19 protein-coding genes are annotated in these 25,188 nt (G+C 72.6%); 10 read left to right on the plus strand and 9 right to left on the minus strand.

Annotated elements, in window-relative coordinates; translation table 11 throughout:
- Positions 1-9 precede the first annotated feature (9 nt).
- The 3 genes from HJC40_RS27655 to HJC40_RS27665 all read left to right on the plus strand — a co-directional run bounded on the left by HJC40_RS27655 (position 10) and on the right by HJC40_RS27665 (position 4,132).
- Positions 10-435, plus strand: coding sequence for a DUF6220 domain-containing protein (locus tag HJC40_RS27655; protein ID WP_250005293.1), 426 nt, complete (start codon positions 10-12; stop codon positions 433-435).
- On the plus strand, positions 432-2,114 hold the full coding sequence (locus tag HJC40_RS27660) for a multicopper oxidase family protein (protein ID WP_250005294.1): 1,683 nt from the start codon (positions 432-434) through the stop codon (positions 2,112-2,114). Before HJC40_RS27655 ends, HJC40_RS27660 begins: the two co-directional genes overlap by 4 nt.
- Before the next feature lie 68 nt (positions 2,115-2,182).
- Positions 2,183-4,132: an acyl-CoA dehydrogenase gene (locus HJC40_RS27665; RefSeq protein ID WP_250005295.1), complete on the plus strand. Its 1,950-nt coding sequence runs from the start codon at positions 2,183-2,185 to the stop codon at positions 4,130-4,132.
- 45 nt (positions 4,133-4,177) lie between these two features.
- Here the strand turns inward: HJC40_RS27665 and HJC40_RS27670 are convergent, their stop codons facing one another.
- Positions 4,178-5,230, minus strand: coding sequence for a M48 family metallopeptidase (locus tag HJC40_RS27670; protein WP_250005296.1), 1,053 nt, complete (start codon positions 5,228-5,230; stop codon positions 4,178-4,180).
- Positions 5,231-5,464: 234 nt separating this feature from the next.
- Between HJC40_RS27670 and HJC40_RS27675 the strand changes: the two genes are divergently transcribed.
- Positions 5,465-6,319, plus strand: a complete 855-nt coding sequence (locus HJC40_RS27675) for an alpha/beta fold hydrolase (protein ID WP_250005297.1) — start codon at positions 5,465-5,467, stop codon at positions 6,317-6,319.
- A 115-nt stretch (positions 6,320-6,434) separates the two neighbouring features.
- Here HJC40_RS27675 and HJC40_RS27680 read toward each other — a convergent pair whose 3' ends face one another.
- The 3 genes from HJC40_RS27680 to HJC40_RS27690 form a co-directional block, all read right to left on the minus strand.
- Positions 6,435-7,529, minus strand: coding sequence for an endo-1,4-beta-xylanase (locus HJC40_RS27680; protein ID WP_250005299.1), 1,095 nt, complete (start codon positions 7,527-7,529; stop codon positions 6,435-6,437).
- An 86-nt stretch (positions 7,530-7,615) separates the two neighbouring features.
- Positions 7,616-8,155 carry a GNAT family N-acetyltransferase gene (locus tag HJC40_RS27685; protein ID WP_250005302.1) on the minus strand — a complete coding sequence of 180 codons (540 nt, stop codon included), beginning with the start codon at positions 8,153-8,155 and terminating at the stop codon, positions 7,616-7,618.
- A gap of 200 nt (positions 8,156-8,355) precedes the next feature.
- Positions 8,356-9,444 carry a phosphatidylserine/phosphatidylglycerophosphate/cardiolipin synthase family protein gene (locus HJC40_RS27690; RefSeq protein ID WP_250005305.1) on the minus strand — a complete coding sequence of 363 codons (1,089 nt, stop codon included), beginning with the start codon at positions 9,442-9,444 and terminating at the stop codon, positions 8,356-8,358.
- Between the two features lie 66 nt (positions 9,445-9,510).
- Between HJC40_RS27690 and HJC40_RS27695 the strand changes: the two genes are divergently transcribed.
- On the plus strand, positions 9,511-10,092 hold the full coding sequence (locus HJC40_RS27695) for a phosphoesterase PA-phosphatase (protein WP_374272878.1): 582 nt from the start codon (positions 9,511-9,513) through the stop codon (positions 10,090-10,092).
- Positions 10,093-10,103: 11 nt separating this feature from the next.
- Here HJC40_RS27695 and HJC40_RS27700 read toward each other — a convergent pair whose 3' ends face one another.
- Complete coding sequence (locus HJC40_RS27700) at positions 10,104-11,273, minus strand: RtcB family protein (protein ID WP_250005308.1); 1,170 nt, start codon at positions 11,271-11,273, stop codon at positions 10,104-10,106.
- A gap of 82 nt (positions 11,274-11,355) precedes the next feature.
- Here HJC40_RS27700 and HJC40_RS27705 point away from each other — a divergent pair, with 82 nt between their 5' ends.
- Positions 11,356-12,015 carry an HAD family phosphatase gene (locus tag HJC40_RS27705; protein ID WP_250005718.1) on the plus strand — a complete coding sequence of 220 codons (660 nt, stop codon included), beginning with the start codon at positions 11,356-11,358 and terminating at the stop codon, positions 12,013-12,015.
- A 51-nt stretch (positions 12,016-12,066) separates the two neighbouring features.
- Here the strand turns inward: HJC40_RS27705 and HJC40_RS27710 are convergent, their stop codons facing one another.
- Positions 12,067-13,212: a sorbosone dehydrogenase family protein gene (locus tag HJC40_RS27710; protein ID WP_374272961.1), complete on the minus strand. Its 1,146-nt coding sequence runs from the start codon at positions 13,210-13,212 to the stop codon at positions 12,067-12,069.
- A 116-nt stretch (positions 13,213-13,328) separates the two neighbouring features.
- Here HJC40_RS27710 and dacB point away from each other — a divergent pair, with 116 nt between their 5' ends.
- Complete coding sequence (gene dacB, locus HJC40_RS27715) at positions 13,329-14,993, plus strand: D-alanyl-D-alanine carboxypeptidase/D-alanyl-D-alanine-endopeptidase (RefSeq protein ID WP_250005313.1); 1,665 nt, start codon at positions 13,329-13,331, stop codon at positions 14,991-14,993.
- A 9-nt stretch (positions 14,994-15,002) separates the two neighbouring features.
- Positions 15,003-16,382, plus strand: a complete 1,380-nt coding sequence (locus HJC40_RS27720; RefSeq protein ID WP_250005315.1) for a serine hydrolase — start codon at positions 15,003-15,005, stop codon at positions 16,380-16,382.
- 147 nt (positions 16,383-16,529) lie between these two features.
- Here HJC40_RS27720 and HJC40_RS27725 read toward each other — a convergent pair whose 3' ends face one another.
- On the minus strand, positions 16,530-21,926 hold the full coding sequence (locus HJC40_RS27725) for a carboxyl transferase domain-containing protein (RefSeq protein ID WP_374272882.1): 5,397 nt from the start codon (positions 21,924-21,926) through the stop codon (positions 16,530-16,532).
- A gap of 179 nt (positions 21,927-22,105) precedes the next feature.
- On the opposite strand from HJC40_RS27725, the gene HJC40_RS27730 reads away from it, so the two are divergent.
- On the plus strand, positions 22,106-22,450 hold the full coding sequence (locus tag HJC40_RS27730) for a response regulator (RefSeq protein WP_250005319.1): 345 nt from the start codon (positions 22,106-22,108) through the stop codon (positions 22,448-22,450).
- Positions 22,451-22,496: 46 nt separating this feature from the next.
- Here HJC40_RS27730 and HJC40_RS27735 read toward each other — a convergent pair whose 3' ends face one another.
- On the minus strand, positions 22,497-23,150 hold the full coding sequence (locus tag HJC40_RS27735; RefSeq protein WP_250005321.1) for a response regulator transcription factor: 654 nt from the start codon (positions 23,148-23,150) through the stop codon (positions 22,497-22,499).
- 90 nt (positions 23,151-23,240) lie between these two features.
- On the opposite strand from HJC40_RS27735, the gene HJC40_RS27740 reads away from it, so the two are divergent.
- On the plus strand, positions 23,241-23,489 hold the full coding sequence (locus tag HJC40_RS27740) for a DUF5999 family protein (RefSeq protein WP_250005324.1): 249 nt from the start codon (positions 23,241-23,243) through the stop codon (positions 23,487-23,489).
- A 92-nt stretch (positions 23,490-23,581) separates the two neighbouring features.
- On the opposite strand, the gene HJC40_RS27745 is transcribed toward HJC40_RS27740, so the two are convergent.
- Complete coding sequence (locus HJC40_RS27745) at positions 23,582-24,994, minus strand: ATP-binding protein (protein ID WP_250005326.1); 1,413 nt, start codon at positions 24,992-24,994, stop codon at positions 23,582-23,584.
- Positions 24,995-25,188 lie beyond the last annotated feature (194 nt).

Below are 25,188 nucleotides of genomic sequence, written 5' to 3' on the forward strand. Positions count from 1 at the left end.
GCCGGCCTCATGCGCAGAGCCTTCGTCGTCCTCAGCTCGATCACGCTCGCCGTCTTCGCGTTCCAGTTCGTCCTCGCCGCCGTCGGCGCCTTCACCGAACCGGCGAGCGAGGACGCGTACGCCTGGCACAGCATCACCGGCATGGCCGTGATCCCCGCCCTCACGCTGCTCACCACGCTGGCCGCCGCGCTCGCCCGGGCGCCGGGGCGGCTCATCGGCCTGGCGATCCTGCCGCTCGGCCTGACCCTGCTGCAGGCTCTGCTGGCCGCCCTGCCGGACGCGTTCGCCGACCCGGCCGGCGGCAGCACCACGCTCGGCCTGGTCTTCGGCGGGCTGCACGCCGTCAACGCGATCGTCGCCGTCCACGTGGTCGTGGCCGTGGTCCGCGGGGCGAGCCGGCTGGACCGGCCCGTCGAGGCCGGGGTGGCGGGATGACCACCGGATCGATCATCGCGGCCGACCTGGTCCTCGCCGTCCTGGCCGCCGCCGGGTGGCTGGGCGCCGGCGCCGCGGCGGTCGCCGGGCGCCGCCGGCTCGCGTCCGGGCTGGCCCTGGCCGCGCTGGCGGCCACCCTGGGCCGGGCGGTCACGACGATCGCGCTGGCCCGGGCGGGTTGGTGGTTCGCGGCCGAGAAGGTCGTCGTCGCCGCCCCACTGTCGCTGGCCGCGGTCGTCGTGGGCGGGCGACGGCTGCTGCGGCCGGCGCCGGTCGCCTACCTCTTCGCCGGATACGCCACCACGGGCGGCCTGCTGGTGACCGTTCTGCACGGCTATCCGGTGTCGGTGGGGGCGGCGCTGCTCGCGGTGGCCGGGATCGCCGCGGCGACCGCGGTCACCGGGCGACTCGTTCACCGGCGGACGTCACGGACCGGCTTGGTGGTCGCTGTCGCGGCGCTGGTGGCCGGCACCGGCTTCGCGGTCGCTCCGGGCACGGCGCCACCGGCCGGGCACGAGCACCGGCCGGTGGCCGCGCCGAAGGTGGGCGAACCGACCAAGCGCTTCACCCTGACCGCCGGGACAGCGGGGGACGCCTGGGCGTTCAACGGACAGGTACCGGGGCCGGAGCTCGCTGCCACGGTCGGTGACGTGCTGGAGGTGACGCTGCGCAACCGGGACATCGAGCGGGGTGTCACGCTGCACTGGCACGGCTACGACGTCCCGAACGATCAGGACGGTGTCCCGGGCGTGACGCAGGAGGTGGTGCGGCCGGGCGGGCAGTTCGTCTACCGATTCCGGGCCGATCAGACCGGGACGTACTGGTACCACACGCATTCGGCCTCCGATCTGGGCGTGCGCAAGGGCCTGTACGGCGTGCTCGTGGTCCGGCCGGGGCCGGTGGACGGCGTGGACGGCGTGGACGTCACGGTGCCGGTCCACACGCTCAACGGCCGGTCGCTGCCCGCGGCGAGAACGGAGGTGCTCGCGCCGGGCACGCCCGTACGGCTGCGTCTGATCAACACCGACAGCACGACGCACCGGTACGCGGTAGCCGGCGCGCCGTTCCGGGTCGTGGCGATCGACGGGGTGGACCTGGCCGGGCCGGGCATGCTGACCGGCACCGCGCTGCTCGTGCCCGCCGGCGGACGGTTCGACGTGGTGACCACCGCGCCGGCCGCCCTGTTCGTCGACGGCCGGCTGGTCCACGCGACCGGGCCGGTGCCGCCGGTCCCGGGGGCGTGGCCGGTGCTCGACCCGCTCACCTACGGCGCTGCCGCACCGGCGCCCCGGACCGGGTTCGACCGTTCGCTGACGCTGGTGCTCGACCGGGGGCTGGATCTGCGCGGACTGCTCCCCCGCTATGCCCACACGGTGAACGGCGCGGCCGGCCCCGGCATCCCGGCGCAGGTCGTGCGGCGCGGGGAACTCGTCCGGCTCACCGTCGTTAACCGCTCGCTGGTCGTGCACCCGTGGCATCTGCACGGCCATCACGTGCTGGTCCTGTCCCGCGACGGCCGGCCGCCGGCCGGGGCGCTGTGGGTGGACTCGTTCGACGTCCGCCCGGGCGAGGTGTGGGAGGTGGCGTTCCGGGCCGACAACCCCGGGATGTGGGCGAACCACTGTCACAACCTGCCGCACGCCGACGCCGGCATGATGCTGCACCTGAGCTACATCTGACCTGCGCCCTTGAACCGCCGATCCGGCGGGTACAGTTGCTACTCACCAGTAACAAAGGTGGAGGCGACATGCTCAGCTCGCGGCTGCAGGAAGTGCTCGACGGCCCCTGGGCGCACGTCCGCAAGGCGGCGCGCGCCGAACTCGCCGGGGACAAGTTCGTGGCGGTGCCCGGCGAGACGATCGACGAGGCCCGGGAGCGGGTCACCCGGCTCCTGCGCGAACTGCCGGCCGACCCGGGCGTCGCGGCCGGTTTCCCGATCGAGTACGGCGGTCAGGCCGACCCGGGCGGCTCGGTGGTCGCGGCCGAGATGCTCGCACAGATCGACCTGTCGCTCATGGTGAAGGCCGGGGTGCAGTGGGGCCTGTTCGGCGGGGCCGTGGTCGCGCTGGGCACCACCTATCACCACGACCGCTACCTGCGCAGCATCATCGACGCCGACCTGCTCGGCTGCTTCGCGATGACCGAGACCGGGCACGGCTCCGACGTGCAGCAGCTGCGGACGACCTGCACGTACGATCCCGCGACGCAGACTTTCGACCTGCACACGCCGCACGACGCGGCCCGCAAGGACTACATCGGCAACGCCGCGCGCGATGGGCGGATGGCTGTCGTCTTCGCGCAGCTCATCACCGGCGGCCGCCGGTACGGGGTGCACGCCTGGCTGGTCCCGATCCGCGACGAGCGGGGCGAGCCGCTGCCCGGCGTGACGATCGGCGACGACGGGCACAAGGCCGGACTGCTCGGCGTCGACAACGGGCGGCTGTCGTTCGACCACGTCACCGTGCCGCGCGAGATGCTGCTGGACCGTTACGGCCAGGTCGCGCCGGACGGCACGTACACCAGCTCGATCGACAACGACATCCGCCGCTTCTTCACCATGCTGGGCACCCTGGTCCGCGGGCGCGTGGTCGTCGGCGGGTCGGCCGCCAACGCGGCCAAGAGCGCGCTCACCATCGCCGTGCGGTACGGCGAGTCGCGGCGGCAGTTCACCGCGCCGGGCGAGACGCGCGAGGTCGCACTCAACGACTACCTCGCCCACCAGCGCGTCCTGGGGATCAACCTGGCCCACGCGTACGCCCTGCACTTCGCCCAGGACGAGCTGGTCAGCACCCTGCACGAGGTGCAGACGGCCGACGGGCCGGTCGACGAGCACCGGCAGCGCGAGCTGGAGTCGCGGGCGGCCGGGCTTAAAGCGGCACAGACCTGGCACGCGACCCGGGCCATCCAGGCCGCGCGCGAGGCCTGCGGCGGCGCCGGCTATCTGGCCGAGAACAGGCTGCCCGGGCTGAAGGCCGACACCGACGTCTTCACGACGTTCGAGGGCGACAACACGGTGCTGCTCCAACTGGTCGCCAAGGGGCTGCTCACCGGCTATCGGGACGCCTTCGGCTCGCTGGACGGGTGGGGCCGCGCCACCTTCGCCGCCGAGCAGGTGCGGGCGATGGTCCTCGAGCGGACGGCGGCCCGGAGCCTGATCCAGCGGCTGATCGACGCCGTGCCCGGCCGGGACGAGGAGGTGGCCCTCACCGACCGCGGCTGGCACCTGGCGCTTTTCGAGGACCGCGAGAAGCACCTGCTCGAGGGCGCGGTGCGGCGGCTGCGCCGGGGCGCGGGGCGCAAGGGCCGGCAGTTCGACATCTTCAACGACGTGCAGGACCACGTGCTCGAGGTGGCCCGCGCGCACATCGACCGGATCGTGCTCGAAGCCTTCGTCGCCGGCATCGACCGCACCGCCGACGACGAGGCCCGGGCGCTGCTCTCGCAGGTCTGTGACCTCTACGTCCTGAGCACGGTCGAGGCCCACAAGGGCTGGTATCTCGAGCACCAGCGCCTGACGCCGGCCCGGTCCAAGGCGGTCACGGCCCGGGTCAACGACCTGCTCCGGCGGCTGCGCCCGCACCTGACGACGCTGGTCGACGCGTTCGCCATCCCGGACGAGTGGCTGAACGCGGCGATCCTGCGCGAGGAGCCCGGCCGCCAGGACGTGATGGCCGCCGAGGACACCGCCGCCGAGTGATTCCAGCGGCGGCGCGGCCTCGATACCCGCGCCGCCGCCGGAGGATCAGGTGTTGTCCCCGCCCGAACCGCGGCCGTTCGCCCAGTTGCGGGCCCCGCGCGCGGCCGAGCCGACCAGGTCGGCCGCCCCGCCCGCGGCCCGGCGGGCCAGGGTGACCAGGGGGTCGGGCGAGTCGCGGAACGCGTCGCGGTAGCTGGACGCCGCCGCCTTCACGTCCGCGGTCACCGACGCGTCCCGGTCGTCGTCCCGGCGCGGATAGTCGCCGCCCAGGATCCGGCCGTACTCGCCCGAGTCGACCCATTTCTGCAGCTCGGCGGCGCGCGCCACCGGCACCGGCTCGCCGCTGAACACGGTCATGCCGATCTTGTGGATGCTGTCGCGCAGGTCGCCGCCGCCCTCGTACTCGGCCGCCTGCTCCAGGAACGCGGCCGTGTCGATCTGCGACAGGTCGCCTCCGCCGGCCTGCTTCATGAACAGCCGCAGCGACGCCGACGGATCCTGCTCGGCCAGCAGCCCGGCCCGGTCGGCCGACAGCTCGGCCTTGCGCCACCACTCGTACATCGCCGCGATGATCGCCCGGAGCGCGATCGCGCCGACCGGCAGCCAGCTGACGCTGGTGACCCAGCGGGTCAGCAGCGTCATGATCGTCTGGTACACGGCGTGGCCGCTGCGCACGTGGCCGATCTCGCGGCCGAGCAGCGTGCGCAGCTCGTCGTCGTCCAGTTTCTCGACCGCGCCCGTGCTGATCACGACGAACGGGCGGTCCATGCCGATCGCCTTGCTGGTGATCATCGGCGACTGGCTCACATACAGCTCCGGCCGCTCGGCCACGTCGAGCGCGTCGGCCGCCTCGGCGAACAAGCCGTGCACCCGCGGGTACTGCCGGTGGTCGACGCGGATCGCTCCGGCCAGGTACGACAGGCGGAACCCCCGCTCGTTCCACATGCCGAACAGGCCCCGCACCACATCGTCGAAGCCGCGCAGCTCCCGCAGCGCGGTGAGGGCGCCCCGGTCGGCCGGATGCTCCCAGGCCCGCGAGCTGATGCCGGTCAGGGCGACCCGCTGCCGCGCCGGCCGGTTGTCATCCTCGATGGTCATCTGAATCTCCCGTCTGACGTTCCGGTGACGAGAATCCCGGATCGCGCCGCCGGGCACATCCGGCCGAGGACCCGGATCGGGGCCTCTCGGACTGCGACTTTCGGCCGATGCCGGGCCGGTACTTCGGTAGGTGAAACGACCAGTACCGAAGCCGGTGCCGCCCCGCCGGCGGAACCGCGAGAATCGAATGCGGCACAGCCGATGAGTTCGCGACCCGACGGGAGTCAGAGGGACATGACCGCAGAGACGCACACCATCACCACCTCCGGCGCCGAGATCACCTACGACGTGCGCGGCACCGGTCCCACCCTGTTGCTCATCGGTTCGCCGATGGACGCGAGCGGCTTCACCACGCTGGCCGGGCACTTCCCCGACCGCACGATCGTCACCTACGACCCGCGGGGCGGCGGCCGCAGCAAACTCACCGGCGGCCAGACGACCTCGACGCCCGAGCAGCACGCCGACGACCTGAGCCGGGTCATCGACGCGGTCGGCGGCCCGGTCGACGTCTTCGCCTCCAGCGGCGGCGCGGTGAACGCGCTCGCGCTGGTCACCGCCCACCCCGATCAGGTGCGCACGCTCGTCGCGCACGAGCCGCCGCTGGTCACCGTTCTGCCCGACCGCGAGAACGCCTCGGTCGCGACGAAGGGCATCGCCGAGCTCTATCAGCGCGAGGGCACCGGGCCGGCGATGGTCCGGTTCATCATGATCGTCAGTCACCGCGGCGAGATCCCGGCCGGCTGGCTCGATCAGCCCGCGCCCGCCCCGGCCGACTTCGGGCTGCCCGCCGACGACAACGGCGACCGCAACGACACCCTGCTGGGCCAGAATCTTGTTACCTGTACGCACTACGAGCCCGACTTCGCGGCCCTGAGCGCGGCCCCGACCCGCATCGTGATCGCCGTCGGCGAGGAGTCGAAGGACGAGCTGGCCCATCGGGGCGGGCTGGGCGTGGCCGCCGGTCTGGGCAGCCGGCCGGTGTGGTTCCCGAGCAACCACGCGGGCTTCCTGGGCGGCGAGTTCGGCCAGCACGGCGACCCGGACAACTTCGCCGCCAAGCTGCGCCAGGTCCTCGACGAGCCGGCGTGACGCCGTACGCCCGCCCTGGCCCGGAACGGAACGGGGGGCCAGGGCGGGCGAGCCGGCTCAGCTACAGACCAGCTCAGCTACAGACCAGTTCAGCTACAGCCGGATCAGCGACAGGTCAGCGGCGCGCGCGGGCCAGGGTGTCGCGGAGCGTGTAGTACGCGGGCTTCTTGGTGAAGTCCTCGAACATCACGGTGGCGGCGCCTTCGGCGGGGAAGAACACCGGCACCCAGGAGTACTTGTCGGTGAAGCCCCAGATGGTGAACGAATTACAGTCGTCGACCGCGAGGCACGCGTCCAGCGCGGTCTTGTAGTACGACGCCTGGGTCGTCAGCTGCTCGGCCGTCGGCACGCCGCCCTCGGGCAGGTCCATCCGCACGTCGAGCTCGGTGATCGCGGTCTTGAGACCGAGGTCGTCGAAGCGCTGCAGCACGCCCGCCAGCTGGTCCGGAGCGCCGTAGCGCATGCTCAGGTGAGCCTGCGAGGCGAAGCCGTGCAGCGGGACGCGCTGCGCGAGCAACTCCTTGGCCAGGGTCTCGTAGGCATCGACCTTGACGCCCGGCCACTCGACGCCGTAGTCGTTGAGGAACAGCTGAGCCCGGGGGTCGGCCTGGTGGGCCCAGCGGAAGGCGTCGGCGACGATGCCCGGGCCGAGCTCCCGGATCCAGATGTTCTCCTGGCGGTATTCGCCGTTCTCGTTGAAGATCTCGTTGGCCACGTCCCACTGCTGGATCTGGCCCCGGTAGCGGCCGACCACCGTGAAGATGTGGCTCTTGAGGATGGACCGCAGTTCGGCCTTGGTGAACGTGCCCTCGTTGAGCCAGGCCGGGTTCTGGCTGTGCCACAGCAACGTGTGGCCACGCACGGCCTGACCGTGCTGGCGGGCGAACTTCACAATCGCATCGGCCGGCCCGAAGTTGTACTTGTTGCGCTCGGGGTGGATGAACTCCCACTTCATCTGGTTCTCGGGCGAGACCGAGTTGAACTCCTTGGCCAGCACCTTGCGGTAGGGCCGGTCGTAGGTGAACGGGTCGGGATAGGAGTGCTCGACGTGGTGACCACCGCCGGCGACGGCGGTGCCGATCCGCAAGTCTCGGGGCGCGGCCGAGCGCAGCGTCTTGGTCTGCGGGTGCGCCTGCACCGGCTGGGCCACGAAACTGAGGGTGGCCGTGGTGGCGAGGACGGCCACCACGGTCCGGGCTGCTCTTCTCACAAGGACTCCTTCGAGGAACGTTCGGTGGGTTTCGCTCCCGTAACTTCCGGAGGTCCCTCGAAACTTATGTGTTACAACGGGGTCCGTCAATCTCTGGGGCGCAGCTCCCGGACGATCGTCGTGCCACTCTCCCCGTCGGACTCGGGGTCGCCGGTCTCGCGCGCGACCTCCCGGAAGCCGGCTTTGACGGCCACCGCGCCCGAGGCCCCGTTGCGCTCGTCGTGCTTGATGACCATCCGCTCGATCCCCGGCAGCGCCAGGCCGACCCGGCTGATCGCCCCGACGGCCGCGGTCATGTAGCCGCGCCCGGCGAATCGCGTTCTCGTCCAGTAGCCGATCTCGAGCGTGCCCGGGCCCAGCCGGGTCATCAGCCCGATCGACCCGGCGAGCTCCCCCACCGTGGTGAAGACGGCGTAGTTGTACTGCGTGCCCGCGTCCCACTCGGCCCGCGACCGGGCGATGTACTCGTGCGACTCGGCCGGGCCGTACGCGTCGGTGGCCCAGGGAAGGAACTGCCGCAGTTCGGGCAGCGACTCCTTGATCGCCTCCGTGGCCGCGGCGGCCCACTCGGTCTCCCAGCGCTTGAGCACCAGCTCACCGGCATTGATCATCTCAGGCGGTTCCATGCGACGAGCTTTCCGGCCGCCGGCACCCGGCGGCAAGTCGTTTCGGGCGCGGCCCCCAGGGGCAAGGACCAGCCATGAGCGCAGCGATGTGGATCGGGATCGCGATCGCCCTGCTGGCCGGAGTCATCGGCGTACCGATCGCTCTGGGACTTTTCCGCCGACGCGGCGACTGACCGAGCCGGTATCTCTGCTCCCGGCGATCAGTCGGCGACCGGCCGGCACAGCGTGGTGACGATGCGGTCGATCTCGGCGAGGACGTAGGCGGCCAGTTCCCGCTGGGCCTTCTCCGCGGCCGGATCGGTCTCCTCCAGGTCGCCCAGCACGACGATGTTCTCGTCGTTCAGCGTCGCCGCCGGCGCTGTGTAGTTGAAGCTGCCGACGACGACGAGCCGCTCGTCCACGACCATCAGCTTGTGGTGCACCTTGCGGACACCGTTGCCGGGCGCGTTCTCGTACAGCTGGGCGCCCTGGACCTTGAGGGGCCCGGTGGCCGCCCGGGCCTGGCCGCCCTGGCCCCGGTCGAGCACGCCGCGCACCGGGATGCCGGCCTTGAGCAGCCAGAACATCGTGTCGTCGATGCCCGAGGACTGGGCGAAGGTGAACATCGCGAAGTCGACGCGGTGCTCGGCCTTGAGCATCTGCTTCATGATCTCCATCTCCGGGCCCTGGTGCGGCGCGAAGATCGGCTTGACGCGGATGCGGCCGAGCCGGAACTCGCGCGGCTTGGACTCGCGGCGTTCGCGCAGCTCGCCGAAGGTGCCGCTGCGCAGCCGCTCGAACTCGCGCAGGTAGAGCGACGCCGCCGTCTGCCCGTGCAGGATCAGCAGGTGGTTGAGGTTGTTGCCGTTGTCGTTGCGACCGGTGTCGGTGAGCGTGAAGTTGGCCGACCCGGTCAGCACGGCCGCCGTGGGCGCGCCCGGGTCCCGCACGATGAACTTCTGGTGGAAGAGCTTCGGGTTGAGGTCGGTGACCAGGTCGACCCCCGCGCGCAGCAGCGCCGAGTGGATGACCCGGTTGTGCTCGTTGCCGCCCGCGAGACTCCACGGGTCGGCCAGCGGCGGGTCCTCGACCAGATAGTCACCCTCAAGGATGACCTGCACAGCGACCTTGCGCGCCTTGGCCGCGAGCACCGCCTCGGCGACCGCCCGCGAGTCCAGCTCCTGCACCGCGATCAGCAACGAGTCGGTCGCGCCGGCGATGAAGTCGCGGATCACCACGTCCAGGTCGTCCGGCCCGCCGAGCACGGCCGGTCCCGCGTAGAACTCCACACTGCCCAGGTCGATCCCCATGGCCTCAGTGTGCGGCCGGCCGGCGCTCGGCGGTGTCGCCTGCACGACGGGCCGTACAGTTCATCGGTGTCCAAGATCAAGGTCGCCCGCGTCCTGACCGAGGTGTTCGCACCCGCGGTCCTGGTCGCCGTGCTGCTGGTGGTGGTCGGCTTCCACGCCGGCAGCGAGCCGGGCGTGTCCCGGTGGTGGGGTGCGCCGGCCGCGTTGTTCACCGCCGGCATTCCCATGGCGTACGTCGTCCGGGGAGTGCGCCGCGGCCGGTTGACCAGCCACCACATCCCCGAGCGCGAGCACCGGCGCGGCCCGCTGCTGTTCGGCCTGGCGTCGGTGGCCGTCGGCACCGCCGCGCTGGTGCTGCTGGGCGCACCCCGCGAGCTGCTCGCGCTGCTGGCGGCCGGCGGCACCGGCCTGGTCGTCTTCGCGCTCGTCACGGCGTACTGGAAGATGTCGATCCACGCCGGGGTGGCCGCCGGGACCGTCGCGGTGCTGGTCGCGGTGTACGGGCCGATCGCGCTGCTCGGCGTGCCGCTGGTGCCGCTCGTCGGCTGGTCCCGGCTGGTCCTGTCGGCGCACACGCTCGCCCAGGTGGTGGCCGGGACGGCCGTCGGAGCGGTGATCGCCGCGACGGTCTTCCCGGCCCTGCGCTAGCGCGTACCCGATCAGTCGCCCTTGACGTTGACGATCTGGCGCAGCGTGTGCCGCACCTCGACCAGGTCGTCGGCGTCCCGCATGACCACGTCGATGGGCTTGTAGGCGCCCGGGATCTCGTCGAGGAACGCGTCGGTGTCGCGGTACTCGATGCCCTTCATCGCCTCCCGCAGCTGGTCCCGGGTGAAGGTCTTGCGCGCCTTGGACCGCGACAGCTGCCGGCCCGCGCCGTGCGGCGACGAGTTGAGCGAGACCGGGTTGCCCTTGCCGACCACGACGTACGAGGCGTCGCCCATCGACCCCGGGATCAGCCCCGGCCGGCCCTTCTCGGCGTTGATCGCCCCCTTGCGCGACAGCCAGACCTTCTTGCCGAAGTGCTTCTCCTGCTCGGTGTAGTTGTGGTGGCACTGCACCCGCTCGAGCTCGCGCACCGGCCCGCCCACGTACTCGGCGAAGCAGTCCACGACCCGGTCCATCATCTCGTCTCGGTTGGCCAGCGCGAAGTCCTGCGCCCACCGCAGCTGCCGGATGTAGGCCCAGAACTCGTCCGTGCCCTCGGCCAGGTAGGCCAGATCCGGGTCGGGCAGGTCGATCCACCACCGCTTCATCGACTCCTGCGCCACCCGGATGTGATGCGTGGCGATCTTGTTGCCGACACCGCGCGAACCCGAGTGCAGGAACAGCCAGACCTGCCCGGTCTCGTCCGCGGTGACCTCGATGAAGTGGTTGCCCGAGCCGAGCGTGCCCAGCTGCAGCTCCCAGTTGCCGGCGTAGCGCGCCGGGTCGAACCCGGCCTTCTCCGCCTTCGCCGAGAGCTCGTCCAGCCGGCGCCGGGTCCGGTCCTCGGTCACGCTGACGTTGTACGAGCCGGCGCTGAGCGGTACGGCGTTCTCGATCGCCGTCCGCAGCTTCGCCAGTCCCGGCTTGAGCTCGTCCCGGTGGTACTGCGTGCGCACCGCGGCCATGCCACAGCCGATGTCGACCCCCACGGCGGCCGGGACGATCGCCCCCAGCGTCGGGATCACCGACCCGACCGTGGCCCCCTTGCCCAGGTGGGCGTCGGGCATGAGGGCGATGTGCGGGAAGATGAACGGCAGGCGGGAGGCCTTCTCGGCCTGCTTGCGGGTCTCCTCCTCGAGCATGCTGGCCCAGTTGATGAGACGCTCGTTGACCTTCTCCATGACGTTCACTCCTCCCGTGAGCGGTGGTGTCACGCTAGCCGCACAAGATCGCCCGGCGCCTCCGATTTACTCTCCAGGGGTGATGATCGACGCGCTGATCTTCGACTTCGACGGCCTTCTCATGGACACCGAATCGACGCTGCTGGAGAGCTGGCGGTACGAGTGGCAGGAGCACGGACTAAAGCTGCCGGTGGACGGGTTCTTCGCCGACCACGGCGGCGACGTCAACGAGCAGCGGTACGCGAGCCTCGCGGCGGCCGTCGGGGCCGGCTACGACCGGACGGCGAGCCATGCCCGGCGTACGGCCTATCGGGAGCGTCTGCACGCCGAGCTGGAACCGGCGCCGGGCATCCGCGCCTGGCTCGACGAGGCGGCGGGGTTGCGCCCGGCGGTAGAGCTGGCCGTGGCCAGCAGCTCGCCGGAGAGCTGGGTGCACGACAACCTGCGCCGAGCCGGGCTGCTGTCCTGCTTCACCGTCACGGCCTGCGGGAACGAGGTGAGCGCGCACAAGCCCGACCCGGCCGTCTACCGGCTGGCGCTCGAGCGGCTGGGTGTCGGGCCGGAGCGGGCCGTCGCCTTCGAGGACACCCCGCACGGCGTGGCGGCGGCTCAGGCGGCCGGGCTGCGGTGTGTCGCCATCCCGAACGCCCACCTGCCGGTGGAACGCTTCGGCGCGGCCGACCTGGTGCTCCCGAGCGCCGCCTCGGCAACCCTGCGGACGGTCCTCGACAAGGTCTCGTGAGAGGGGCCGGGCGAACCCGGCCCCCTCACTTTATGGGGAGGGAACGCCGGGTCAGCCCGCGGGGAACCGCAGGATGCGGTCGTCGCCGTCACGGACATCACCGCGACCGTCCGTGTTGGAGGTCGTGAGCCACAACGAGCCGTCGGGAGCGACGGCGACCGTCCGCAGGCGGCCGTACTCGTTCGTGAACCGAGCCTCCGGCGTGCCCAGGCGGTCACCCTCGATCGGGACGGTCCACAACCGCTCGCCGCGCAGCCCCGCCACGTACAGCGTGCCGCCGGCGATGGCCAGGCCGGACGGGGAGGCGTCACTGGTCGGCCAGGTGACCAGCGGGTTGGTGTAGCGGCCGCCGTCGGTGCCGCCCTCGCCCTCCACCTCGGGCCAGCCGTAGTTGCGGCCCGGCTGGATGAGGTTGACCTCGTCGACGTCGTTCTGGCCGAACTCGGTGGCGAACAGCCGGTCCCGGGCGTCCCAGGCCAGACCCTGCACGTTGCGGTGGCCCAGGCTGTAGACCGGGGAACCGGCGGTGGGGTTGCCGGGCGCGGGGTCGCCCTCGGGGGTCAGCCGGAGGATCTTGCCGTTGGGGCTGCCCGGGTCCTGCGCCCGGCCGGTCTCGCCGGCGTCACCGGTGCCGACGTACAGCAGGTTGTCGGGCCCGAAGGCGATGCGGCCGCCGTTGTGGAAACCGGCCTTGGCGATGCCGTCGAACACCACCTCGGGCCGGCTCCCGCTGTCGTTCAGGCTCTCGCTGTCGTTCAGGCGGAAGCGGACGATGCGGTTGTCGTCGGCCGCGGTGAGGTACGCGTAGACCCAGTCGCCCCTGGTCGCGATGCCCAGCAGGCCGCCCTCGCCGCCGGCGGCGACCCCCGGGACCTGATACACCGGCTGGGGGCGGCCCTCGCCGGTGACCCGCAGGATGCGGCCGCTGTCGCGCTCGGCGACCAGTGCGTCGCCGCCGGACAGGAAGGCCAGGCCCCACGGTACGTCGATGCCGGTGGCGATCTCGTCGGCGGCGGTGAGCCGGGGGCGGGCGCCCCCACCGCCGGCGGACGAACTGGGCCGCGGGGAGGCGCTGCCGGGGGCGGCGCCGGTCGAGTCGGCGGGGGCCGGGGTGGGGCCGGCGGCCGGATCTGCCGTGCCGCAGGCGGCGAGGGCGAAGAATGTGGCGGCCAGGGCGGCGAGTGTTCGCAAGGTGATGCCTTCCTCGTCGGGAGTTCCATACTTGCCGCCGGCCGCGAAACGTGACCGAAAGGCCGGCACGCCTACGGTGACGCATCGAGCCACGGTTCTGGTTCCCGCTCGTTGATCAAGGTATGAACCGCCTGCGGGTCCCGGCCCGGGCCACCACGCTGACGCTCGGTCTCGTCGCCGTCGTTTCGGGGGCCCTCCCCCTCCCCTCCACCATCCACTCCGCGTCGGCCCAGGCCGGTGCCCGGCCGGCCTTCGCACAGCCCGCCGCAGCTCAGCCCGCCGCAGCTCAGCCCGCCGCAGCTCAACTTGCCGCCGCTCAGCCCGCCGCAGCTCAACTTGCCGCCGCTCAGCCTGCCGCCGCTCAGCCGGGGTCCGCGCGGGAGCCGGTCGGGCTCGGGCAGGTCATCGACGACATCCTGGCCGACCCCGCCCTGGCCGGATCCCAGGTCGGTGTCGTGGTGGCCGACGCGCGCACCGGCGCGACGCTCGTCGACCGCGGCGGCTCACGCCGTCTGCTGCCCGCCTCGACCATCAAGCTCTTCACCTCGGCGGCGGCCCTGTCCGTGCTCGGTCCCGGACACCGCTTCACCACCGAGGCCAAGGCTTCCGGCGTACGGCAGGCCGGTTCCCTGACCGGCGACCTCTACCTGCGCGGCGAGGGCGATCCGGCGCTGACCCCGGCCGGGCTCGACGCGCTGGCCCGCGACGTCGCCGCGTCCGGTCTGCGCGAGATCACCGGTGATCTGGTGGCCGACGACACCTCCTTCGACACGCAACGGCTCGGGCTGGAATGGGCTTGGGACGACGAGGCCTTCTCCGGGGCGGCTCCGGTCTCGGCGCTCACGGTGGCGCCCGACAACAACTATCTGGCCGGGACAGTGAGCGTCAAGGTGTCCCCGGCGCCTGTGGACAGACGACCGGCCCGGGTGACGGTCAGCCCGGCCGGCCATCAACTGAGAGTGGTCAACCGAGCGATCACCGCGGAGGGACTGACCCCGGTGTCGGTGACGCGCGATCACGGCCGAGACGTTCTCAGGATCACCGGCGCGATCAGCAAGAACGCGCCCCCGGTCGTCGAGCCGGTGGCCGTCCGGGACGCCACGGCGCTGACCGCCGACGTCTTCCGCGCCGCGCTGCGCCGCCACGGCGTCCAGGTGCGGGGCCGGATCCTGACCGGGAGGGCGACGCCACCGGAGGCGGTGACGCTCGCCCGGCACGCCGGACCGCCGCTCCGGGACCTGATGGCGCCGCTGCTCAAGCTGTCCAACAACACGATGTCGGAGCTGCTGATCAAGGCGATCGGCCGGCGCGCGGCCGGGGTCGGTTCCTGGCCGGCCGGGACGAACGCGGTCGCCGCCTATCTGAGCCGGCTGGGCGTCGACCCGACGACGATGCGGCAGGTCGACGGGTCGGGCCTGTCGCGGCGCAATCTGGTCCCGCCCGCGGCGTTCGCCCGGTTCCTGGTCGCGGTGCGGTCCGAGCCGTGGTTCCCGATCTGGTCGGCCGCGCTGCCGGTGGCCGGCCGGCCCGATCCGATGATCGGCGGCACGCTCCGCAACCGGATGCGAGGGACGGTCGCCGCCGGCCGGGTGCACGCCAAGACCGGCACTCTCACCGGGGCGTCGGCCCTCTCCGGGTACGTGACCATGGCCGATCACGGTCAGCTGGTGTTTTCCCTGATCGTCAACAACCAGTTGTCACCGTCCGTCACGCCCGTTCTCGACCGCCTCGCCATCGCGCTGGCCGGTCGTCCACAGGCCCCGGAAACTGTCGGCCCGGCCCGGTAGGTTCTGCCCATGCCATCGACCCAGCCCGACCTTCTGCCCGAGACCCGCCGAGCGCTGCGCCACCGCCTGGCCAGGGCTCAGGTGTCCGCGCGGGCGCCTTCGGTGGCGGCCGCCGTCGTGCGTGACGGTCGTCCGGTGTGGCTCGAGGGCTGGGGCGCTGTCGACGGTGCGACCCCGGGCGGCGAGGTGCAATACCGCATCGGCTCGATCACCAAGACGTTCGTGACCCTGCTGGTGCTGCGCCTGCGCGACGAGGGCCGGCTCGCCCTGACCGACCGGCTCGACGAGCATCTGCCGGTCTCCGCGGCCGGCGACGCCACCGTCGGCTCGCTGCTCGCGCACACGTCGGGTCTGGCCGCCGAGCCACCCGGGCCGTGGTGGGAGCGCAGTCCCGGCACGCTTCGCCCCGAGCTGGCCGATGTCCTTCACGACGAGCCCCGGGTGCACCCGCCGGGCGAGCGTTTCCACTACTCCAACCCCGGTTTCGCGCTGCTCGGCGCGCTCGTCGAGCGGCTGAGGGGCCGGCCGTGGGCCGACGCGCTCGCGAGCGAGGTGCTGGAGCCGCTCGGCCTGACCCGCACGGGCCTGCGCCCGGCCGCCCCGCACGCTCGCGGGTGGGCCGTGCATCCGTGGGCCGATGTGCTGCTGCCCGAGCCCGCCCAGAGTTACGGCCCGATGGGTCCGGCCGGCGAGCTGTGGTCGACCGTCGACGACCTCTCCCGGCTGGCCGCGTTCCTGATCGACGGGGACGAGCGCGTGCTCCGGCCCGAGAGCCTGGCCGAGATGCGCTCCCCCTCCGCCGCGCCCGAGGCCGGCCAGTGGAAAGCCGAATACGGCCTCGGCACCCAGCTGCTGCGCCGCGGTGACCGCCTGCTGTCCGGCCACACCGGTTCGGTTCCCGGTTTCCTGGCCACCGTGTGGGTCAGCCCCACCGACGGGGTGGGCGCCGTGGCCGTCGCGAACACGACCGCGGGCCTGCCCATCAGTGGCTTCACCGCCGACCTGCTCGAGATCGTGGCCGATCGCGAGCCCCGCATCCCCGAGCCGTGGCAGCCGCTGGCCGAGGTCGAGCCGGCCGTTCTCGAGCTGGCCGGGCCCTGGTATTGGGGTCCGGCTCCGTTCGCCCTGCACCCGCGGGCAGACGGCCGGCTCGAGCTGAGCTCGCTGGCCGGCAGCGACCGCGGCACCGACCTGCATCGGTCCGGCGACGGCACCTGGGTCGGCCGCAACGGCTACTTCGCCGGCGAGCGGCTCCAGGTCCACCGCGACGCCTCCGGCGCGGTGACCCACCTCGATCTGGGCACGTTCGTGTTCACCCGGCAGCCCTACGCTCCGGCGGGGGTGGTCCCGGGCGGCGTCGAGCCCGGCGGGTGGCGGGCCGGCCGTTAGCTGCGCTGTGCCGGGCGTCCCGTCACCCGTGCAGCCGGTCTCTGTGCCGCCTGCCCGGCGGCGGGCACCGGCGAGCAGTGGCCCAGTCGTCGACCACCCGCCACGGTCCGAGCCGCCCCCAGGACGGGAGCGGCTCGGACGGCGACCTCAGCCTTGGCGGCGCAGGGCGGTGTCGATGGCCTCGATGATGCGGGGACGCATCTCGGCGGCCTTGATGACGGCGTCGACCGAGCCCATCTCGACGGCCCGCTGGATGCTGTGGACGCGGTCGAACTCCGCGGCCACCTCGCCCAGCTTCTCGGTGCGGACGGCGTTGCGCAGGTCCTCCAGCTCGGCGGCCAGCGCGCTGCGTTCGGCGCCCGCCGCGGTGGCCAGCCGGGCCTCGGCGTCCCGCACGCGCGGGTCGGCGGCCGTGCGGCGGTTCACGTCGCCGGTGAAGACGACCGCCGCGGCGGGGGCGCCGCCGAGCACCGAGGCGAAGGAGCCCTCGAGCGCGAGCACGGTCATGTTCGGGTTCAGCATCTTCGAGAAGACGACGAACGCGCCGCCGTGATAGCGGGAGATGACCGTGAAGACGATCGGGCCCCGGAAGTTGACGATGGCCCGGCCGATCTCGGCGCCGTACTCGAGCTGCAGCTTGCGCATCGACTCGGGCGAGCCGTCGAAGCCGGACAGGTTGGCCAGCACCACGAGCGGCCGGTTGCCCGACGCGGCGTTGATGGCGCGGGCCGCCTTCTTCGACGAGCGGGGGAACAGCGTGCCGGCCGTGTAGGTGTCGGGTCCGTCGGTGGGCGGGAAGCCGCGCCGCGGCACCGACTGCGACTCGATGCCGAGCAGGCACACCGGGATGCCGCCGAGGTGCACGTCCTGCACCACCGCGGTCTCGGCGTCGGCCATGCCGGCCCAGCGTTCCAGCACCGCGTGGTCCTGGTCGGCGAGGGCGCGCATCACCACGCGGATGTCGAACGGCTTCTTGCGGTCCGGGTTCGCCGCCGACGAGAAGATCTGCCCGACCGTGGTGAAGTCGCTGCCGGCCACGTCGTGCGGGAAATCGGAGACGTCGCGGTCGACCGGGTCGGTGGTCTGGGCCCGCCGGGGCGACGTCTCGCCGGGCACCACATAGGTGTGGTCGTAATGCGACATCAGCACGTCGCGGGCCGCGGCCAGGTTGGGCGCCCAGTACTGTGCCTGGCCGTTGGGGCCCATCACCCGGTCGTACCCGCCGATGCCGAAGTTGTCCTCGGCCGACACGCCGCCGGAGAAGTCGAGCGACTGCTTGCCGGTCAGCACCATCGCCGAGTCGGGCGTCATGACCAGGATGCCCTTGGTGTGCATGAGCATCGTCGCCTCGGCGTTCCAGTACGGCTGGGCGCCCACGTTGATGCCGGCGACCACGATGTTGATCTCGTTGCCGTCCTGGGTGAACTCGACGATCCGCTTGAGCGCGGCCGCGACCCAGTCCATGTTCTCGGTGCCGGAGTCCATCGAGATCCGGGCGCCGGCCGACAACGCGTACCACTCCAGCGGCACGCGCATGCGGTCGGCCAGGTCGAGGGCGGCGATCACCCGGCGGCACTCCGCCTCGGAGAGCGCGCCCAGCGCCTTCGTCGGGTCGCCGAGCAGCACGACCCGCTGGATGCCCTCCGGGTGACGCGACGTCACCGTGGTCACCACACCGGCGACCAGCGCCGCGGTGTTGCGGCCTTTGGGCCGGTCGACCGGCACGAGCGCGTGCGACTCGTCCAGGTCGTGCTCGTCGAAGGTGCCGAGCAGCCCGGTCAACTCGTACGGGTAGACGGTGTTGCGCGCCGCGGCCCGCAGGACCTTGAGGCGGTAGTTGTCGAGCGGCTCGATCGGCTCCTCGGACGGCTCGCCCACGGTCAGCACCGCGGCGCCGGTGGCGTCGTTCGAGATGCGCACCGCCACCTTGGCCAGCGTGCCCGTCGCGTCGCGGTAACGGCCGATGAACAGGATCTCCTCGAGCCCCGCGCCGGCGCTGGTCGGCAGGATGCGGCGGGCGATCATCTCCATCTCCTCGCGGGTGATGGAGATGGGCGGCCACACGTAGATGACGATGCGGTTGGTGCTGAACCGCTTGTCCGAGGGCCGCTGCGCCTGGGCCCGGCGGATCGAGTCGAGGCAGGTCGCGATCGTCTCCTCGGCCGTGGGCAGGGCGACCAGGCGGCCGTCGTGCTCGCGCAGCTCGGTCAGGTCACGCACCTGGGCGAACGCCACGAGCCGGTCGTCGCCCGGGTTCTCCCGCGCGACACAGCGGAACAGGTAGATCTCCTCGTCGGAGGACGGCAGCCGGGTCAGGTCGAACTTGCGGAGCCGTTCGAGCTGCATGCGCTGCGCGATGTACGGGTGCAGGCCGCGGATCAGGCGTTCCTCGGCCATCCCGGTGCTCGACGGGCGCCACGTGAAGTGGTGGTGCATGACCGCGCCGCCGCGGCCGGCCACCGTGGTGGTGAGCCGGCGCACCTGCGAGGGCAGCGGGTGGGCGCCGACGACCTCGTGCAGCGCGGCGGCCATCGCGTCGGAATCGGCCGGCTGGCCCTCCCACGACAGGTAGATGTCGGCGTCGATCGGCGCGGCGCCGGTCAGCTCGGCCAGGCCGTCGAGCGCCACGCCCAGCTGGTCGAACGGGACGGCGGCGGAGACGATCCACGAGCCCGCCCGTTCGGCCACGACGAACTGCCCGGAGGTCCGCAGCCCGGTGAGCCCCTTGTTGCCGTAGTAGCGCCGGGTCAGCACCTCGAGCATCACGGAGTTGTCGAGGTCGTGGCGGACGAGACGCTGGCCGAGCAGACGGACGAGCGGCTCGGTGCTGCGGACCATCTCGGCGATCCGCTCGGCCCGGTCGGGCGCCTGCGGGTCGGCGTCGAGCAGGCGCAGGTTCTTGCGGATGTCGGCGTAGACCCGGGCCCGGTTGCGCAGCAGCAGCGGCTGGCCGAACCACGAGAAGACCACGCCGCGGGCCAGGTCGGCCAGCGCCGGGTAGCGGATCTGGGTGGCCGCGATGAGCCGCTCCAGCGCCAGGCCGGTGGGCTCGCGCAGGGTCTCCTCCGGCGGCGCCGCCCGCAGCCACGCCCGCAGGAGCGTGGCGATGAGGTTGGCGTCGGCCGTGGCGCGCTGCTGGGCCAGGAAGATCCGGAAGACGGCGGCCTCGAGCTGGGGCGTGCGCTCGAGCTCCTTGACGCCGTAGTGGCCGAGCGCCTTGGACAGGCGGGCCTGGAACGACTCGGGCAGCCCGGCCCGCTCGACGTCGAGGCTCTGCAGGTAGGTGTGGAAGTACTCCCGGGCGCTGCGCACGTGCGTGTCGCCGGAGACCTCCTCGCCGGGCGGGCGGTTGCGGCTCAGCTCGGCCAGGTCGGCGAAGACCTCGAGCAGCTCGACCTCGCCGGCCAGCGGCCGGTGGCCGAGGTCGGCCGCGTCGGCCAGATAGCCGGCCAGCACCCGGCGCTCGTCCAGCGGGTCGACGTCGAAGCCGAGCAGCAGGCTGCGCAGGTCTTCCTGGCCGCGGGCGGCGCGCTTGGCGGCCGACGCCTCCGGCGCGTCGGGCAGGTCCAGCTCGACACTGTCGGCCGCGGCGGCCTCCTCGGCGCCGGCGTCGCCGAGCGGCTCCAGGCGCAGCAGCGGCGCCCCGGAGTCGACCTTGGCGCCGACGGTGACCAGGGACTCCTTGAGGCGGGCCTTGAAGGGGGCCCGGATGACGGCCTCCATCTTCATCGCCTCGAGGACGAGCACCGGCGCGCCCGCCTCGACCTCGGCGCCCACCTCGAGCGGGGTGGCGATGACCAGGGCCGGCATGGGCGAGCGGAGCACGCCGCCCTCGTCGCGGCTGACGCGGTGGGTGACGCCGTCGACCTCGACCAGGTGGATCGGGCCGTGCGCGCCGGTGAGGATCTTGTGGCGTTCGCCGTTCACGGTGATGCGGCCGCTGTGCTTGTCGAAACGCTCGAGCTCGAGGTCGGCCAGGCCGACCTCGGCGCCGGCCTCGATGCCGACCCGGAAGCGGCGGGCGCCGACCCGGGCCACCCGCACGCGGTAGGTGGCGCCGCGCAGCTTGAGGTCGAGCGGGCGGCCGCTCTCGTGGCGCACCTGGGGACGGCCGCCGAACGCCGTCGACAGCAGGTGCTGCATCTCGGTGAGCTCTTCCTCCTCGTACGCCTCGATGGCGGCCACGGCCAGCGCGACGGCCGAGTGCTTGTGCGAGACGAGGCGGCCCTCACCGCGGACCCGGTCGATCCAGCCCGTGTCGGCTGAGCCGTCGATGACCTCGGGCTGGTCGAGCAGGTCGAGGACGAAGCTCTTGTTGGTCGCGCCGCCCTCGATGACGACCGTGGTGTCGGCCATCGCGCGGCGGAGCCGGCCCAGGGCCTCGTCACGGTCCTTCCCGTACGCGATGACCTTGGCGATCATCGAGTCGAAGTCGCCGGGGATGGTGTCGCCCTCGCTCACGCCGGTGTCGACGCGGATGCCGGGACCGGCGGGCAGGTCGAGCCGGGCGATGCGGCCCGGCGACGGGGCGAAGTCGCGGTCGGGGTCCTCGGCGTTGAGCCGGGCCTCCACGGCGTGCCCGCGCTCGCGTGGCGGCTCCCCGGTCAGGCGACCGCCGGAGGCCACGTGCAGCTGGGCCTTGACCAGGTCGAACCCGGTGGTCGACTCGGTGATCGGGTGTTCCACCTGCAGGCGGGTGTTGACCTCGAGGAACGCGAGCAGGTCGTCGCCGGGGTGGTAGAGGAACTCGACGGTGGCCGCGCCGCGGTAGCCGACCGCGACGGCCAGGCGCTCGGCCGAGGCCTTGAGCTCGAGGGCGCGCTCGGGCGGGAGGACGGGCGAGGCCGACTCCTCGATCACCTTCTGGTTGCGGCGCTGGACCGAGCAGTCGCGCACGCCGAGCGCCCAGGCGGTGCCCTGGCCGTCGGCGATGACCTGCACCTCGACGTGGCGGGCGCCGGTGACCAGGCGCTCCAGGAAGACGATGCCGCTGCCGAAGGCGCGGGCGGCCTCCTGGCTGGTGCGCTCGTAGGCGTCGGCGAGCTGGCCGGGGTCGCGGACGACCCGGATGCCGCGGCCGCCGCCGCCGGCCGTGGCCTTGAGCATCAGCGGGTAGCCGATGTGCTCGGCCGCCTCGAGCGCGGCGTCGAGCGTCTCGACCGGTCCGCGGCTCCACGGCGCGACCGGCACGCCGACCTCCTCGGCGATCAGCTTGGAGCCGATCTTGTCGCCGAGTTTGCGCATCGCGTCGGGGCCGGGGCCGATGAACGTGATGCCGACCCGCTCGCACAGCTCGGCGAACGCCGGATCCTCGGCCACGAAGCCCCAGCCGACCCAGGCCGCGTCGGCGCCGGTGTCGATCAGCGCGCGCTCGAGCGTCTTGAGATCGAGGTAGGGCCGCGAGGCGGCCGCACCCAGGTCGTAGGCGATGTCGGCCTCGCGGACGAAGGTCGAACCGCGATCGACGTCGGTGAACAGCGCCACCGTCTCGATCGGGGTCCCGGTCTCCGCGGCCAGCTCGCGGACGGCGTGGATGAGACGCATGGCGGCTTCACCACGGTTGACGATGGCGATACGACTGAACACTCGAACGAGCCCCTACCTCTGCCTAAAGCTTCGACAGGAGACTACAGAAGTGCCGCGGCGGGGGGTACGGCCTTCGGCAGCGGGTACTACCGCTAGCAGGAATGCGCACCCCGGAACGACCTGGAAGCCTGATTCTCGTGACATTGCGTTGCCTGCTCGTGGATGACAACGACCACTTCCTCGCCGCCGCCCGTGACCTGCTGGAGCGTGAGGGCGTGGTCGTCGCCGGCATCGCGTCCGACATCGCCGGGGCGCTCGGGCGGGCCGGCGAACTGGGCCCCGACGTGGCCCTGGTCGACATCAACCTGGGCGGTGAGAGCGGCTTCGAATTGGCACGGCGGCTCTCCCCGACCCCTGTGATCATGATCTCCACCCACAGCGGTGACGACTACGAGGACCTGATCGAGGCCTCCCCCGCGATCGGCTTCCTGCCCAAGACCGAGTTGTCCGGTTCGGCGGTACGGCAGCTGCTGGCCCGCTGACGGGCCGGGCCCCCGCGAAAGCCGGCCGGCGTGCTCCGGAGCCGGCTCAGCGGGCCTCGAGGAAGGTCAGCACGGCCAGGACGCGCCGGTGGTGGTCGTCCGTCTCGGGCAGCTTGAGCTTGCTCAGGACGCTGCGGACGTGCTTCTCGACGGTGCCCTCGGTGATCCACAGCCGGCGGGCGATGCCGGCGTTGGACTGGCCCTCGGCCATCTGGGCCAGCACCTCGCGCTCGCGGGAGCTGAGCGCGGCCAGCGGGTCGTCGCGCCGCCGGGCGGTGACCAGCTCGGACACCAGCCCCGGGTCGATGACCGAGCCGCCTCCGGCGATCCGCTCGACCGCGGCCAGGAACTCGGTCACGTCGGTGATCCGGCTCTTGAGCAGGTAACCGATGCGGCGGCCGCCGGCCAGCAGCTCCATCGCCTGGTCGACGTCGGCGTAGGCGGACAGCACCAGCACGCCGGTGTCGGGCAGCTCGGCCCGGATCTGCTGCGCGGCCTGCAGCCCCTCGGTGGTGTGGGTGGGCGGCATCCGCACGTCGGCCACGACCAGGTCGGGCCGGGTCGCCCGGACGATCTTCAACAGCTCGGTGGCGTCGCCGGCCTGGCCGAGCACCTCGAGACCTTCGCGTGTGAGCAGGCTGGCGATACCCTCGCGCAGCAGCACGTCATCCTCGGCCAGCACGACCCGTAGCCCCGTCATGGCAGAGATTATGCGTGTACCGGCTAGCCGGTATCGAGGAGTGGGGCTGGCCTCGATGTGCGGGGGCGCCGATTTCACGAGGCTGTTCCCATGTGCAACCACACTCCCGAGTGCCCGGCGATCGACCAGCCGGGGTGGGACACCGCAGCACCACTCGTTCAGCACGAGGACCTGGGCTGGAGCATGTTGTGCAACGGCGCGGTGGTCGTCGGCGCCCTCGCGCGGCCCGCTCCGGCGCCGGCGCCGGCCGAGATGCCGGCCCGCCCACGGCGCCCGCGCGTGCGGACCCGCTCGGCCGCCCCGACCGGCCGCCGCACCGCCCAGCCGCTCGCCGCCTGACCTCCCCGCGCGAGCAGCGGGCCTCGCCCGCGCGAACAGCGGCTCTCCCCCGCGCGAGCAGCGGGCCGCGGGCCACCGGGAGCTGAGGGGCGCTACGCGGGCAGCGGGATCCGGGCGGTCACGGTGGTGCCGGAGCCGACCGGGCTGAGGACGTCGAGGGTGCCGCCGAGCGCCTCGATGCGGTCCCTGAGGCCGACCAGCCCGGTGCCGCCCGAGAAGTCGGCCCCGCCGGAACCGTCGTCGTGCACGCGCAGGTGCAGGCAGTCGTCCTGTTTCGTCGCGGACACCTCGATGACGGTGGCGGCCGCGTGCTTGACCGCGTTCGTGAGCACTTCCGAGACGACGTAGTAGGCGCCGACCTCGACCGGCTGCGGCAGGCGCGCGTCCAGGCGTACGTCGACCTCGACCGGCAGGGGTGAGCGGCGGGCCAGCGCGCGCAGCGCCGGCCGCAGGCCGGAGTCGGACAGCACGGCCGGGTGGATGCCACGGGACAGTTCGCGAAGCTCGTCGATGACCGTCATGAGATCGGCGCCGATCTCGGCCACCTCGTCCGGTCTCACAGTCCGGTCGGCGGCGGCGCCATCAGCGGCGGAGTTGTGGGCGGCGGTGCGCAGCCGCAGGGCCAGCGCGACGAGCCGCTGCTGGGCGCCGTCGTGCAGGTCGCGTTCGATGCGGCGGCGGGCCTCGTCGGCGGCGGCCACGATGCGGGCGCGGGAGCTGATCAGTTCGGCGCGGCTCTGCGCGTCGGCGACCGCCGTGGCCACCAGCTCGGTGAACTCGCTCATCCGGGCCTCGGTGTCCGGCGGGAGCTGGGACTCGGCCGCGCCGACCGAGCACATGCCCCAGAGCCGGCCGTTCACGACGATCGGCACCCCGACCGCGGTGGCGTCCCGGCGGGCGGCCCGGCCCGATTCCCGTACGGTGGCGACCAGCTCGGGCGGCACCTCGGGAGCGGGCAGGCCGGCGCAGGCCAGCTCGGTCGTCGAGCCGTCCAGCTCGTACCGGATGAGGGCGGCCGTATCGCTGCCCAGGTGGGCCCGGACCTCGTGGGTGACCGCCTCGAAGACCCGCTCGGGCGCCTCCCCCTTGGCGATGAGCAGCGCGAGCCGGCGCAGCGAGGCCTGCACGTCGGCCATGTCGCCGCGCGCGCGTTCGGCCGCGATCGCCCGCCGGCTGGTCACCGTCGCCACCGTGCCGACGATGACGGCCATCCCCAGGAACGTGGCCAGGACGGTGTAGGCGGCTTCGGACATGTCGCGCAGCGGCGGCAGATAGAACCAGTCGTAGGCCAGTATCGCCGCCGTGCCGGTCGGCAGCGCGTAGAGGATGCCCAGCGCCCGCGCGGAGACCAGCACCACGATGAGCAGCACCGCGGCGAACGGCAGCGGGTGGATGTGGTCACGGGCGAGCGTGCAGACCATCCGGGCGAGCGCGAAGGAGACCGCTCCGGCGACCGTCGCGAGCAGGACCTGCAGCGGAAGCGGGATTCGCGTTCGGGAGAGCACGTGCCACACTCCCACCGCCCGGCGGCGCCGCACAACAGGACGGGGCGCTCGTCACTCGGCGGCCCGGGGCCGGGCCGCTATAGTTCGCACACCCGCACGCTGCCGCGCGGCGCGGCTCTGGGCCTCGCCGCGACCGTCACCGCCCTGCTCGGCTGGCCTGGCGCCGGCGCATCGGCCTGGCGGAGCTTCGAGCG

Origin of the sequence: Actinoplanes sp. M2I2 (genome assembly GCF_023544445.1) — a bacterium.
GTDB lineage: Bacteria > Actinomycetota > Actinomycetes > Mycobacteriales > Micromonosporaceae > Actinoplanes.